The following is a 13,962-nucleotide window of genomic DNA, read 5'->3' on the forward strand; positions in this document are numbered from 1 at the left end:
GCGTATTGGTCATAATAAGGAGAGCGAGGTCGGCAAGGCCTAAAGAGCCATGCACCCGCCATAAGCCAAGGCAAGCTGCCTGAGCGCGGCGGCATTGCGGATGGTGGTCCTGAATGCGGGAGCGCCCAATTTTCTGCCTCTTTTGCTCGGCAACATCAGCCTGACCGCCGGCACGGTGTTCCATTGGTCCGGAATCCACACCTTTTACTGCCGCAAGCCGACACGTACTGGTTGGGTCAAACTCGCCGCTTTCGCCGTCGCCTTCTTGGCGCTACTGCCGTTTCATGCCACCGTCAGGGACCGCCCCATCCTGTCAGCCTCTACCTTGTGCGCTATCCTGACCTTGTGCCTGATCGATGTTGTTCGCCACCGATCGGAATCATTTTCATTTGCTTCGCGACTGGCCGTCTTTGCCTTGCTGCTAGTTATGGTCACCGGCTTCCACCCCTTGGCCCTGCTGGCGCGGGACGGTTCGTATTTACCCGTCACCGATTGTGTCCTCGGCATCATGGTGGTTTACTTCGCGCCGCTAGCCGGCACTCTGCCATTCTCGATAGTGCTCGTCCTGCTGTATTTTGAAAAGCTGGTTGGTCTAAAGCTTCATCTCGCACCGCATGAGGAATTGACCGGGCTGATGAACCGCCGCGCCATCATGACCCGAGGACGCCAGGAAATCGAACTGGCCGTCCGTACCAGCCAACCGGTGGCGCTGGCCTATCTGGACATCGACCACTTCAAGAGCATCAATGACGATCGCGTCCACAAGAGCTGCAATGGCATGCTGGCCCGGTTCGCCGATCTGTTCAAGAAGACTTGCCGGACCACCGATCTGGCAAGTCGCTACGGCGGCGAGGAATTCTGCGTAATGCTGCCCAGCATCCGCGTAAAAGGCGCTTCCCCCTTTGGCCAACGCCTACTGGAAGCCGTTCACGTGTGCGACTTCCACATTGGCCGCCAAGTGACGGTCAGCATCCGCCTTGTGGTATGGACGCCGCTGGACGCGGCGGTTTTTCGGAACAGCCTGATTCGGCAGGCCGACTTGCCCTTGTACGAAGCCAATCGCATGGGCCGAGACCGGTTCCTCGTGCATGTCTCCAGCCAAGATTTAACGCCCGGTCTCGAACGGCTTGCGGGCTAGAAAAGGCGGCCGCTGACACTTGCTGGCACCATCCGAATCACTCCGCGAACTGCGCCGCCCGCTTCTCGATGTTGGCCGTTACTGCCTCGACCTGATTCGGGCTGCCGATCAGTTTCGCCTGCTCCACCGATTCTGCCAGCAGGACCGCCGCCGGGTCGTGGCTGGGCAAGTTGAGCAGGCGCTTGGCGGCTCGGATCGCATCCGGACTCTGGCGCGCGATCATGCTTGCGACCTCCAGCGCCGCCGCGTAGGGATCGGCCGCAAGCGTGGTTGCTAGGCCAATCTTTAATGCCTCCTCGCCGCCCACCTGCCGTCCGGTGTAGGTCAGCTCGCGCACGACGTCCGGCCGCACTAGTTCGCGCAGCAGCCAGATGCCGGCCATGTCCGGCACTAGTCCCCACTTGATCTCCATTACTGACAGTTTCGCGTCCGGGGCGACGATGCGCATGTCGGCGCCCAGCGCCAACTGCAGCCCGCCACCGAAGGCCACGCCGTGTACGGCCGCGATCACCGGCACCGGTAGGTCGCGCCAGATGGTGCAAATGCGCTGGGCGGCATTGGCGATGCCGTGAGTGCGCGCCGACAGTGGCTCATCAAACAAGCCATCCCCGCCCCCTTTGTCGGCCTCGCGCATGCGCTCGAAGGAAGCCATGTCGAGCCCCGCGCAGAAAGCACGGCCTTCACCTGACAGCAACACTGACCGCACCGAGGTGTCCAACATCAATGCCTCGCCGGTGGCCAGCAGCGCATCGAACATGTCCGGGTCGAGCGCGTTCATCTTGGCCGCGCGCATGAGACGCACATCGGCAATGCCGTCGCGCACCGTTAGGCGCACGCGTTCATCGGTATGCTGATTCATCTAATTCATTTCTCCTCCAGCGGTGCTACGCTCACAATGCGCGCGAAATCACTTCCTTCATGATCTCGTTGGTGCCGCCATAGATGCGCTGAATGCGCGCATCGACATACATGCGGCCGATCAGGTATTCGTTCATGTAGCCGTAGCCGCCGAACAATTGCAGGCATTCATCGACCACCTTGTTCTGCAGGTCGCTGGCCCAATATTTCACCATCGACGCGCCAACTGTGTCGAGTTTGCCCGCCACCAGGTCTTCGATGCACTGATCCACATAGATGCGCGCCACCTTGCAGTGGGTCGCGATCTCGGCCAGCTTGAACTTGGTGTTCTGAAATTCCGCTATCGGCTGGCCGAACGCTTCACGTTCGCGCACATACTGCAGCGTCGCTTCGTAAGCGCCTTCCATCGCCGCCGCCGCCGTCACGCCGATGATGGTGCGCTCGTAGGGCAGGTCGCCCATGAGCTGAAAGAAGCCCTTGCCCTCTTCGCCGCCGAGCAGGCAGTCGGCATCGACCTCGACGTCGTCGAAGAACAGCTCCGACGTGTCCTGGGCTTTCAGGCCAATCTTGTCGAGCACCTTGCCGACCCGATAACCCGGCTTGTCCTTGGTTTCCACGATTAGGATCGAGGTACCCTTGGCGCGCTGTGCCGGATCGGTCTTGCACACCACTAGCACCAACCCGGCCAGGAAGCCGTTGGAGATGAAGGTTTTTGCTCCATTGATGACGTACTTGCCGCCGCGATTCTCGGCGCGGGTACGGATCGCCTGCAGGTCGGAGCCGGTGCCCGGTTCGGTCATGGCGATCGCCCCAACCAGCTCGCCGCGCGCCATCTTCGGCAGGTAGCGTTCCTTTTGCGCCTCGGTGCCGTGGTTGGCCAGGTAGTGAGCGACGATGGTGTGCACCGAGGCGTTCATGCCGGTCAAGCTGCGCCTAGCCATCTCCTCGTAGAAGACCGCCTCGTGGCGAAAGTCGCCGCCTCCGCCTCCGTACTCCTGCTTGACGTCCATGCACAGCAGGCCAACTTCGCCGGCCTTGCGCCAGATTTCGTGCCCGACATGGCCCTGCTTGCGCGCCGCTTCGTCGTGCGGCGTCATTTCACTGTCAATGAAGCGGATGGCGGTATCGCGTACCATCTCCAGTTCCTCGTTCATCCAAGAACGACGAAATTCAATTGTCATGGGTATGCTCCTGCGCTTGATGGTCGATCCGGCTTACATGCCGAGCACGCTGCCGAGCGTATCGTAGCTGCTGCCATTGAAGCGGATCATCTGCATTTTCTCGATCGGATAAAAGTCTTGGGGTCCAGTCTTCACATCAATGCCGGGATACAGCATGGGCAGCGTCATGTTTAGGTTGGCGGCTTCCTTCATGATGTTGGCGCGGGTCAGATGGTCACCGGCCTGCTTGAGCACTTGCGCCATGGTTTGGGCCATCGAGTAGCCGATCACATTGAGCGAGTTGGCCGGATCGCCGTCCGGGTAGTATTTCTTCATGAAGTCGAAGTAATCCTTGTACTCTGCGCTGTTCTGCCAGCGCGCCTCTGCCGGGTCGCGCACATATGCGGCGGAGATGATGCCGCTGGCATTGTCCAAGCCGGCCGGCTTAAGTACGGCAGTCACCGAGTTGGACACGTTGGCAAGATAGTGCACCGGCTTCCAGCCGATGTCGGCCGCCTTCTTGATCGACTGCGCGGCGAACTTTGGTGTGCTGAGATTGACAAAGGTGTCGGCGCCCGATCCCTTGAGCGATACTATCTGACTGTCCACCGTCGGGTCGCTCAGTTCGTAGCTGGTTTGCATCACCACCATGGTCTTGGCTTTCTGGCCCATGCCTTCCAGGAAGCCGCGCAGCATATCCTTGCCGAACTCGTCGTTCTGGAACAAGATGCCAATCTTGGCTTGGGGCTTGTTGGCCAGGATGTGCTGGGCGTAGATCTGGCCTTCGGCGTGGTAGCTGACATTCCAGCCCATGGTCCAGGGGAAGTTCTTGTAGTCGCCCCAGCGGTGCGCGCCCGAGCTCACGAACAGCTGGGGCACCTTCTTGGCGTTCATGTACTTCTGGATCGCGGTATTGCTGGCCGTGCCCAGCGGCGCGAACAGTACCAGCACTTCTTCCTGCTCGACCAGCTTCCTGGCCTGCTCCACTGCCCGGGGCGGGCTGTAGGCGTCGTCGAGCGAGATGTACCTGATCTTGCGGCCGTTAATGCCGCCCTCGGCGTTGAGCTTGTCGAAGTATGCGCCGGCCGACTTGCCGACCGTGCCATAGGCCGAGGCTGGGCCGGAATACGGCGCGAAGTTGCCAATCTTAATCTCCGTGTCGGTAGCACCGGTGTCGTACTTCTTCTGCGCCTGGGCTGATAACACCACGCCGGCGATGGCGGCAGCGACGGCGACCTTCGCCAGTGCATTGCGGATAAACGTCTGCATAACGGTCTCCTTAATTATAGGGCAACGATACGGCTTGGCGCTGAGATAGATTGGCTCTCAGCGTCCTGAATACGACGGGGCCCGCTTTTTCATAAAAGCCTGCACTCCCTCCCGGAAATCCTCGGTCTGCGCGCACAGCACCTGGTTGCGGTCTTCCATAGCGATGGCGGCATCCAGGCTGGCGGCATTGACGCTATGGTTCAGGCAGTCCTTGGTCAGGCGCAGGCCGAGCGGCGCGGTGTCCAGCATCTCCTCGACCAAACGCATGCCAGCCTGCTCCAGTTCAGCATCGGGACAGACTTCGGACACCAGCCCGACCCGCTCGGCGCGCTCAGCGCGGATGAAGCGGCCGGTCAACATCAGCTCGGAGGCGACCGATACGCCGACCAGGCGCGGCAGGAAGTAGGACACGCCGATGTCGCAGGCCGACAGGCCGATGCGGATGAAAGCGGCATTCATCTTTGCGCTCTGCCCGGCAATGCGCACGTCGGACGCCAGCGCGAGGGCGAAGCCGCCGCCGCAGGCGGGCCCGTGCACGAGGCTGACGATCGGTTGCGGCACGCGCCGCATGCGCATCACGATCTCGCTGATGCGCCGCTGCAGGCGCAGCATGATAGTCGGGCTGCCCGGGCTCGGTTCGAAGGCTCTGTCGCCGCCGTCGCTGTCGGCTAGGTCCAACCCCGCACAGTAAGCGCGACCGGCCCCGCGCAGCACGATCGCGCGCGTGTCGAGGTCGAAGGTGCGCTCGCCGAAGTAATGCAGCAGTTCGTCGATCATGCAGTGGTTCAGCGTGTTAAGCTGCTCGGGCCGGTCGAGTGTGACCCAGTCGGTCGCACCGCGCTTTTCTACCTTAATGGTCTGGTATTTCCTGGCGTCGTTCATCGCCGCTCCTGGGTTCGATACTCGATCAATCACGGTCGGCTTCCGGCGTTCCGGCCTGGTGCCGACCGCGTCGCTGCAGTGCCTGCCGGCGTGCATTCATTTCCTGCGCTGCCTGCACCCCCCAGCGCGCCGAACGTTCCCGCTCCAGCTGCAGGGCTTCGCCGTAGGGCAGCGCATAACCGTCGCCGATCAGGCGCTTGTAGGCGGGCAGCATCTCAGGCAGAGCCGACAACATGTCGGCGGCAAGACACCGGGCTTCGGGTAGCAGCCCCTCGGCCGGGACTATCCTACTCACCAGCCCGCGTGCGACCGCTTCCTTCGCGCTCATGAAATTGCCACTGAAGGCCAGTTCCTTGGCCCGGGACGGCCCGACGATGCGCGAAAGTTTTTGCGACAGCCCCCAGCCCGGCAGGATGCCGACCCGCGCATGGGTATCACTAAAGCAGGCCTCGGGCACCGCTAGCAGTACGTCGCAGGCCAGGGCTAGTTCAAAGCCGCCGGTGATTGCCGCGCCGTTGACGGCGCCGATCACCGGACCGGCGAAGCGGCCCAGCGCGCGCACCGGATCAAATTCACCGGTGAATGCCGAGAGCGGTACACCCTGCTCCAGTTCCTTGAGATCCAGACCGGTGCAGAAGGCACGCCCGGCGCCAGTCAGGATCAGCACTCGTACCGCCGGGTCGGCGGCCAAGGCGTCGATGCTATCGGACAGCGTCCGGCACAGCGCGGCGGACAGCGCGTTGAGCGACAGCGGGCGGTTCAGTGTGAGCAGCGCGTAGCCGGAACCATCGACTTCGAGCTTGATTGGGCCCTCAGGCATCTCAGGCCTTCAGCGCATACTCTTGCGCGCTCATAGTTGACGCGTCACCAAGCTTGATGCCGCCGTCGCAGTCGATGATGGTGCCAGTGATATATCGCGCACTGTCCGAAGCGAGGAACAGTGCAGTGTCGGCGATGTCGGTGGTGGTGCCATAGTCGCGCAGCGCTAGACGGCCTTTGAGCGCCTGCTCCGCCTCGGGCGTGGCGGCCAGCCGGCGCATGCCCTCGGTGTCGGCAATCGGGCCGGGCGAGATGGCATTGACACGGATGCCTTCATTCCCCCATTCCATGGCCAAGCACTTGGTCAGCATGTTGATGCCGGCCTTGGCGGCGCATACGTGCGCCTGCAGCATCATTGAATTGGTGCCCTGCGGCGCCGTGATCGACATCAGTGCAGCACCCGGCTTGTTGAGATGCGGATAGCTCGCGCGCAACACATGGAAGGTGCCGAGCAGGTCGATGTCCACCACGGTCTTGAAGGCATTGGCCGACATGGCGGCAGCCGGCGCGAGGAAATTGCCAGCGGCGCCCGAGACGACGATGTCGATCGGGCCGAACCGTTCGCGGGCGGCCAGCATGGCCGCTTCGACGGCGGCAAAGTCGCGCACGTCGGCGGCCATGCCATGGGCCTTCAAGCCTTCGGCCCGCAGACCTGCGACTGCAGCCTCGATTTTTTCCGCACTGCGGCTGATTAAAAATACTGCCGCGCCGCGGCGCGCAAATCCGGCGGCGATACCGAGATTGATGCCGCTCGAGGCGCCGGCAAGGAAGGCGACCTTGCCGCGCAGTGCGTCGGGGTTAAACACATCCATGGCGATCTCGTGGTCAGAAAAACTACAAACAAAAAGATACCGCGTGAGCTTGGAATCAGGCGCCACGCGGCAAGAGGAGACTCGGTTCAGAGGCGTTACTGCTTGCCGTCGGGACGCTTCATGGCACAGGTGGTCGGCACTTCGGTCTCTGACGCCGGGATCATAGCCACCGTCTTGAAGCCGTAACCGGTGCCCTCGGTGTCATGCCTGACCTCCTTGCCGTCCTTCCTGCTGTAGACCGACAGCACCATCGGCTGCAGCAGCTGGTGATCTGCCTTGCGCATAGTGACCTTGCCGTTGCCGGCCTGGTACTCCATGCCTTCGAGCGCGAATGACACCTGCTTCGGGTCTAGCGACTTGCTCTTGTTCATGGCCTCGGCCAGCATCTGCACGGTGGTGTTGATGCGCACGTAGGAGAATTCGAGCCCCGGGAAGCGCTTGGCATAGTCGTCGGCGAATTTTTCCAGCGTGTTGGGCGAGATGTTGCGGTGCCACTCGCTGATTTGGTAGACGGTGCCCTCCGGCATTTCGCCTAGGGCGGTGGGCGTGCCGCGCACCGCCGCGAAATAGGTGAAGAACTTGGTCTTCAGGCTGGCTTCCTTAGCCGCGCGCAGCAGCAGCGACAAGTCGTTGCCCCAGTTGCCGGTGATGACGGTATCGGCGCCGGAGTCCTTGATCTTGGCGACATACGGAGAGAAGTCTTTGACCTTGCCGAACGGGTGCAGGTCGTTGCCGACGATCTCGATGTCGGGGCGCTTCTTCGGCAGCATGGTCGTCACTGCCTTGGCGAGCTGCTGTCCATGCGCGTAGTCCTGGCCGAGGATGAACACCTTCTTGATGCTCTTATCCTTGGCGATGTAGTTGGTCAGCGCTTCCATCTTCATCAGGTTGTGCGCGTCAAAGCTGTAGTACCAGAAGCTGCACTTGGCGTTGGTCAGCTCCGGGTCATTGGACGAGTAGTTTAGAAACAGCACCGACTTATCGGGATTGCGCTCGTTCCATTTGTTGACCGCGCCGATCAGCGCGCCGGCCGCTCCCGAGCCCTGGCCCTGGATGATGTAGCGGATGCCCCTGTCGGTGACCTTCTTGAACAACAACAGCGATTCTTCCGGGCTGCCCTTGTTATCCATCGGGACGATTTCGAGCTTCTGTCCGCCCGGCAGGCCGCCTTTGGCGTTGACGTCGTCGGCTGCCGCAATGAAGCTTTTCAGGCCAAAGTCGCCGATGGCGGCGAAGGGGCCGGAAAGCGGATCGATGTAGGCAACCTTGACCTGAGCGAAGACGTTGCTTGATACCGCCAGCGCCAGTACGTGAAACAGGCGGGCAGAACTGATGAAACGGCGCTTGGTCATGCAGTGTCTCCTAAGTCATCGGAATTATTGGTTTTCATTTTTTTCATTTTGCCGACACACGAGCCCATTATTGGGCTAGCACGCGGTAGAGACTTCGTCGGAAGCGACGATTTTCGACGTGGATTCGAATTCTGCACACGCGTCACGAATTACAAAGGTAGTGCCATGCGGAGTTCGCGGAAATTATTTATTGCCCCAACGCCGGGCCGATTGGCGGTTCGACAACATAGGAGCGTGCCTCTGCCTCTGCGCGTTCCTTTCGCTCCGCTCTTTTAGGCACTTCGTGACGGCGAACATTTTCCAAACGTGCTCTGTCAGAAAAACTCTCTAGAGCGGCTCCCTAGCGCGGCAGTAAGCATGCGCCCGGCCACGGAGAAGCGGATTCCTCTCCTCGGCTGTCTTCTCCCGCGATTACTGGTCGAAGCTCCAGCGCAAACAGTCACTGTAACGCTGTCTTGATGGCATTTACCGTTTTCTCGCCTCCCTTGCTTGACATTACAGCGGCTCTTCGCATATAAAGCAATCGTATAAATCATATGCTTTAATAGTATGACCAGATCGCGACGGCAGTCAACTGCTGCTGCACGCAAGGAGATGGCAATGAATGAACTGGATTTCTCCGGGAAGACTGTGCTCGTCGTAGGTGGGTCAAGTGGCATCGGCAACGGCATTGCCCGGGCCTTTCAAGCACATGGTGCGATGGTACATGCGTGGGGCACACGGGCTAGCGTCGCAGATTATGACGGCGTCAACGGATCAGATCTCACCGACCTGCATTACGCGCAGCTCGACGCATCCGACTTCGACGCGATCGAGTCGTACAAACCTCCCTTTGACCGGCTCGACGTACTGGTTCTGGCACAAGGGATCGTGCTCTACAAGCGCGCCGAATTCGAAATGCCGAACTTCCAGAGAGTCCTCAATGTTAACCTTTCCAGCATCATGGCCTGCTGCTCGAAATTCGAGTCCATGCTGGCTCAGACCAAGGGCTCCGTTATAACCATCAGTTCCACTGCCGCCTATCACTCAACGCCCGGCAATCCTGCCTACAACGCGTCCAAGGCCGGTACCTTGGGCCTGACGCGCAGCCTTGGAGATACTTGGGCGGCGAAAGGAATCCGCGTCAACGGCATCGCCCCCGGCTTGGTCGACACCAAGCTCACCAAGGTCACCACCGAGAACCCGCAACGGCTGGAATCCTTCCTGCGCAACATCCCGCTCGGACGACTCGGAACCGTGGATGAAATGGCCGGAGTTGCCCTGTTTCTGGCATCCCCGCTGTCTGCTTACATCGTTGGCCAGACCATTCCCGTCGACGGCGGGCTGATTTTGCGCTGATGCCCCCCACGCGCTGATCAGCAGAAAGCGGTTTGTTGACCCGCCCCAAGACATCGTCACCGGCTCTGCAACTCTCATGCAAACAGACTCCCTCTCGTCTCTTGTCGACCTAGATGCTCTAGCAGCCTGGATGGACACCCAATGCCTCGAACAGGGGCAGATTGCGCAGGCGCACCTGCTGACCGGCGGCACACAGAATATCCTGCTGCGGTTTTGTCGCGGATCGCGCGACTTCGTATTGCGGCGCCCGTCGCGGCATCCCCGCCCTAACAACAACGACACGATACGGCGCGAGGCTCGGATACTGGGCGCGCTAGCCGGCACCGGCGTCCCTCATCCCGGACTGATCGCGGCTTGCACCAGCGAGGCCGTGCTCGGCACCGCCTTCTACCTGATGGAACCCATCGACGGTTTCAACGCAACCATGGGGTTGCCGGCCTTGCACGCCGGCGACCCTGCAATGCGCCGCGAAATGGGGTTTGCGATGGTCGATGCGATCCTGGCGCTGGGCCGTGTCGATCATGTTGCAGTAGGCTTGGCAGACTTCGGTAAAGCTGAAGGCTATCTCGAACGCCAAGTGCCGCGCTGGAGATCCCAGCTGGAAACGTACCGCGATCTCGCCGGTTGGCCGGGTCCAACTGACATTCCCGGCATCGACGTAGTCGCGGATTGGCTGGAAGTAAACCGCCCGCGCAACTTTTCTCCAGGCATCATTCATGGCGATTTCCACGTCTCCAATGTAATGTTCCGCTACGACAGCCCCAATCTTGCGGCAATCATCGACTGGGAGCTGGCAACGATCGGCGATCCGCTCATCGATCTCGGCTGGATGCTGGCGACCTGGCCTTTACCAGGGCAACCCGTCCTTGAAAACTTGCGTATAGAGCCGGACGATGGCTTTCCGATGATCGATGAACTGATAGCCCGCTACGCCGAGGGAAGCACACGCGATATCGCGGCCATCGACTGGTATGTGGTACTCGCCTGCTACAAACTGGGCATCATTCTCGAAGGCACCCACGCGCGCGCGTGCGCCGGCAAGGCGCCGAGAGAAACGGGCGATCAGCTGCACGCACTGACCATCAGTCTATTCAAGCGCGCATTGTCATGGCTTGAAAAGGCGGACAGCAAATTTACAGCTGTTGCGCACACCATCCCGATATGAAAGGAGAACAAAGTGAATTTTGAATACAGCGAAAAAGTGCAGCAATTGATCAGCCGTGTTGATGCCTTCATGCAAAAGCATGTGTTTCCAGTGGAAGAAGAGTATGAAGAATTCATCGAGGCGCCGGAAAATCTGTGGGTAGTGCCGCCGATCCTCGAAGAACTCAAGCAAAAGGCGAAGGCCGCCGGCCTGTGGAATCTGTTTCTTCCGCATGAGTACGGAAAATTCAGCCCAGGCTTGACCAATCTCGAATACGCGCCGCTGGCCGAACTGATGGGACGCATCGAATGGGCAGCCGAAGTGTTCAACTGCAATGCTCCAGATACTGGCAACATGGAAGTTCTGGCGAAATACGGCAGCGAGGAACAGCAGGAATGCTGGCTCAAACCCTTGTTGGAAGGAAGTATCAGATCCGCTTATCTAATGACCGAGCCTGCCGTCGCCAGCTCGGATGCGACGAACGTCGAATGTTCGATCGTTCGTGAAGGCAACGAGTATGTCATCAACGGCCGCAAATGGTGGGGCAGCGGTATGTACGATCCGCGTACGCAGGTCTTGCTGGTCATGGGCAAAAGCGATCCTACTGCTGCCCGACATTTGCAGCAGTCCACCATCATCGTGCCGCGCCATACGCCCGGCGTTACGGTGATTCGGCCGCTCAAAGTGTTCAACTCTGTGCATTCGCCGAGCGGCCATGCGGAAGTCCTGCTCGAAAACGTGCGCGTGCCGGTTGCAAACATGATTCTCGGTGAGGGGCGCGGATTCGAAATTGCCCAGGGACGGCTTGGCCCGGGACGTATCCACCATTGCATGCGCCTGATTGGCGCTGCGCAACGCTGCCTAGACCTGATGTGCAAGCGGGTGAACTCGCGTGTTGCGTTTGGCAAGAAACTCAGCGAGCAAGGCAGCATTCGCGAGGATGTCGCTAGGTCGCGCTGCGAGATTGAACAGGCTCGTCTGTTGACCTTGGCGGCGGCCGACAAGATGGACCGCTTCGGTAACAAGGTGGCAAAGGATCTGATTTCCATGATCAAAATCGTGGCGCCCCAGATGTGCCAGACAGTCGCCGACCGCGCGATACAGGCGCATGGCGGCATGGGCGTATCGCAGGACACCCCGATCACCAACCTGTACACCTACGCCCGCTTCATCCGTATCGCTGACGGCCCCGATCAAGTTCACATGGCACAACTCGGCAGATCGACCATCTCGGCCGCGAACAGCTAGTTTCCTGCCATCGCAGCCATGCGGCGAAAGCCGCTGGTTCAGCAGCGAAGACGCAAAACGATACTTCAATCTGGAATAGGTACATAAACGCGCAACTTTCGCCGGAAGACATCGCCTTGCGCGCTGAGGCAAGGTCGTTTCTGAGCGAGGCATGGACCCCGGCTCTGGCTGCGCTCGTGAACACGCCAAAGACTACCGGCAAGGCATACTAGAATGGCAGCGCCGGTTGCATGCGAAAGGCTGGATTGCACCCGGCTGGGTGCGTCTTACGGCGGCACCGGATGGAGCATGACCCAACGTTTTATTTTCGAGTCGGAACGCCCTGCCGCCGGCGCACCGAATGTGGTGCCATTTGGATTAAAGATGGTCGACACGGTTATCTACACTTTTGGCAACGAGGAACAGAAACAGCGCTTTCTTTCGCGCATTCTCAGAAGCAAAGATTGGTGGTGCAAAGGTTATTCCGAAGCGAGCGCCGGCACTGACCTCACGGCACTGAGCACCCGTGCCGATCTGACGGTCGACGAGTACATTGTCAATGGCACCAAACTTTGAACCAGTTATGCCCAGTATGCCGACTAGATCTTGTGCCTGGTGCGCACCGACAGTTCCGGCCACAAGCATGGCGGCATTACGTTCCTTTTGATGGACGTGAAATGAAGACGCCCGGCATTACTATCTCCCCGATCGATACCATCGATGGTGTTCATACCGTCAATGAAGTGCGGTTTGAAAATGTGAGAGTTCCGGCAGCTAATCGTATCGGCGAGGAAGGCAGCCAGGCGATTCGCCGCTTCATTGGCATCGACCCAACTGTAGATGTCGCTCCGGATGCCACGACGCTATTGAAGTTTCGGCGCTTGCTGGAGACGCACAAGCTGACTCGAGTCGTGTTTGACACCATAAACGCCCATCTGGCCAAGAAGGGGCTGCTGCTCAAGGAAGCTAGGACTGTGGGCGCAACCATCATCGCCGCACCCTCATCAACGAAGAACCAGAGCGGTGAACGTGACGCGGACATGCATCAGACGAAGAAGGGCAAGACCTGGCACTTCGGCATGAAGGTGCATATCGGCGTGGATGCCGATTCAGGCCTGGTTCATACGGTGGTCGCTACAGCAGCCAATACAGCAGACGTCACGCAGGCCCATGCGCTGTTGCATGGCGAAGAAACGCATGCCTTTGGCGATGTCGGCTATACCGGTGTGGACAAGCACGACAAACATCGAGGCAGGACGGTGAAGTGGCATGTGGCAATGAAGCCGAGCAGGCGCCGCTTGCTACCGGATACGCCGTTGGGGAAGCTGTTGGGGAAGCTGTTGGGGAAGATGGAACAAGCCAAGGTCGAGCATCCGTTCCATGTCGTGAAGAACCTGTTCAAGCATCGCAAGACGCGCTATCGCGGCCTGGCCAAGAACACCACGCAGCTGATGACGCTGTTTGGCTTGGCCAATCTGAAGTTGGCGAAGAAGCGCTTAATGGCGTTACCTGCTCAAGGTGCGTCCTGAATACGGAAATGGCCCACCGGGCATCGGAAAATTCCCGTCAACCACACAAAACATCAACCGTAGTAGTCCCGCATCACAGCAAGTCAGGCCAGCGTAACGACCCACTAGAAAAGCTAATACTTCAGCGCGTCCCTAGGTCAGCTAAATATTTTGATGCAAGACTGCAGCTATAAGACGCTTTCTCAGTATGCACGAGTACCCGACTCGCACAGTGGTGTCGACCCCGAATTATTGGTATACGACTCGCGACACGATTGAACCACGATGTTTCGCTGCCCCGGCGGGGCAAGGGCCCAGCTTCTCTTAGCTAGTCGGCCCTGAAGAATTCCGAATTTCAATAAATGAGATTGGTCTGGCAAGTACCTTTGAGCTTGTTGATGATCAGGCGCAGGTTGTGCCCGGCTCCGCACAACACCGCATGGATGGCGTCGCCG

12 protein-coding genes and 1 pseudogene are annotated in these 13,962 nt (G+C 59.7%); 6 read left to right on the forward strand and 7 right to left on the reverse strand.

Annotated features, from left to right (window positions below; all coding sequences use genetic code 11):
- Window positions 1-100 precede the first annotated feature (100 nt).
- Window positions 101-1,138 (forward strand): GGDEF domain-containing protein, encoded by a 1,038-nt coding sequence (locus JJB74_RS29285; protein ID WP_200598093.1) that lies wholly within the window; start codon window positions 101-103, stop codon window positions 1,136-1,138.
- Between the two features lie 37 nt (window positions 1,139-1,175).
- Here the strand turns inward: JJB74_RS29285 and JJB74_RS29290 are convergent, their stop codons facing one another.
- The 7 genes from JJB74_RS29290 to JJB74_RS29320 form a co-directional block, all read right to left on the reverse strand.
- Entirely contained in the window at window positions 1,176-1,997 is an 822-nt protein-coding gene (locus JJB74_RS29290; RefSeq protein WP_200598094.1) for a crotonase/enoyl-CoA hydratase family protein, read from the reverse strand.
- Between the two features lie 31 nt (window positions 1,998-2,028).
- Window positions 2,029-3,177, reverse strand: coding sequence for an acyl-CoA dehydrogenase family protein (locus tag JJB74_RS29295; protein WP_200598095.1), 1,149 nt, complete (start codon window positions 3,175-3,177; stop codon window positions 2,029-2,031).
- Window positions 3,178-3,210: 33 nt separating this feature from the next.
- Window positions 3,211-4,425, reverse strand: coding sequence for an ABC transporter substrate-binding protein (locus tag JJB74_RS29300; protein ID WP_200598096.1), 1,215 nt, complete (start codon window positions 4,423-4,425; stop codon window positions 3,211-3,213).
- Window positions 4,426-4,482: 57 nt separating this feature from the next.
- Complete coding sequence (locus JJB74_RS29305; RefSeq protein ID WP_200598097.1) at window positions 4,483-5,307, reverse strand: enoyl-CoA hydratase/isomerase family protein; 825 nt, start codon at window positions 5,305-5,307, stop codon at window positions 4,483-4,485.
- A 25-nt stretch (window positions 5,308-5,332) separates the two neighbouring features.
- Window positions 5,333-6,127 carry an enoyl-CoA hydratase gene (locus JJB74_RS29310; protein WP_200598098.1) on the reverse strand — a complete coding sequence of 265 codons (795 nt, stop codon included), beginning with the start codon at window positions 6,125-6,127 and terminating at the stop codon, window positions 5,333-5,335.
- 1 nt (window position 6,128) lies between these two features.
- Complete coding sequence (locus JJB74_RS29315; RefSeq protein ID WP_200598099.1) at window positions 6,129-6,938, reverse strand: SDR family oxidoreductase; 810 nt, start codon at window positions 6,936-6,938, stop codon at window positions 6,129-6,131.
- A gap of 95 nt (window positions 6,939-7,033) precedes the next feature.
- Complete coding sequence (locus JJB74_RS29320; RefSeq protein WP_200598100.1) at window positions 7,034-8,290, reverse strand: branched-chain amino acid ABC transporter substrate-binding protein; 1,257 nt, start codon at window positions 8,288-8,290, stop codon at window positions 7,034-7,036.
- A gap of 600 nt (window positions 8,291-8,890) precedes the next feature.
- Here JJB74_RS29320 and JJB74_RS29325 point away from each other — a divergent pair.
- The 5 genes and pseudogenes from JJB74_RS29325 to JJB74_RS29345 all read left to right on the forward strand — a co-directional run.
- Window positions 8,891-9,628, forward strand: coding sequence for an SDR family NAD(P)-dependent oxidoreductase (locus JJB74_RS29325; RefSeq protein WP_200598101.1), 738 nt, complete (start codon window positions 8,891-8,893; stop codon window positions 9,626-9,628).
- A 130-nt stretch (window positions 9,629-9,758) separates the two neighbouring features.
- Entirely contained in the window at window positions 9,759-10,793 is a 1,035-nt protein-coding gene (locus tag JJB74_RS29330; RefSeq protein WP_234484961.1) for a phosphotransferase family protein, read from the forward strand.
- 12 nt (window positions 10,794-10,805) lie between these two features.
- Window positions 10,806-12,020, forward strand: coding sequence for an acyl-CoA dehydrogenase family protein (locus JJB74_RS29335; protein ID WP_200598103.1), 1,215 nt, complete (start codon window positions 10,806-10,808; stop codon window positions 12,018-12,020).
- A gap of 213 nt (window positions 12,021-12,233) precedes the next feature.
- Window positions 12,234-12,575 (forward strand): acyl-CoA dehydrogenase family protein, encoded by a 342-nt coding sequence (locus JJB74_RS29340; RefSeq protein ID WP_200598104.1) that lies wholly within the window; start codon window positions 12,234-12,236, stop codon window positions 12,573-12,575.
- Between the two features lie 221 nt (window positions 12,576-12,796).
- Window positions 12,797-13,528 (forward strand): annotated as a pseudogene (locus JJB74_RS29345) (IS5 family transposase); the annotation flags it as partial.
- Window positions 13,529-13,962: the final 434 nt, after the last annotated feature.

Source organism: Noviherbaspirillum pedocola (assembly GCF_016632335.1).
Classification (GTDB): Bacteria; Pseudomonadota; Gammaproteobacteria; order Burkholderiales; family Burkholderiaceae_D; genus Noviherbaspirillum_A; species Noviherbaspirillum_A pedocola.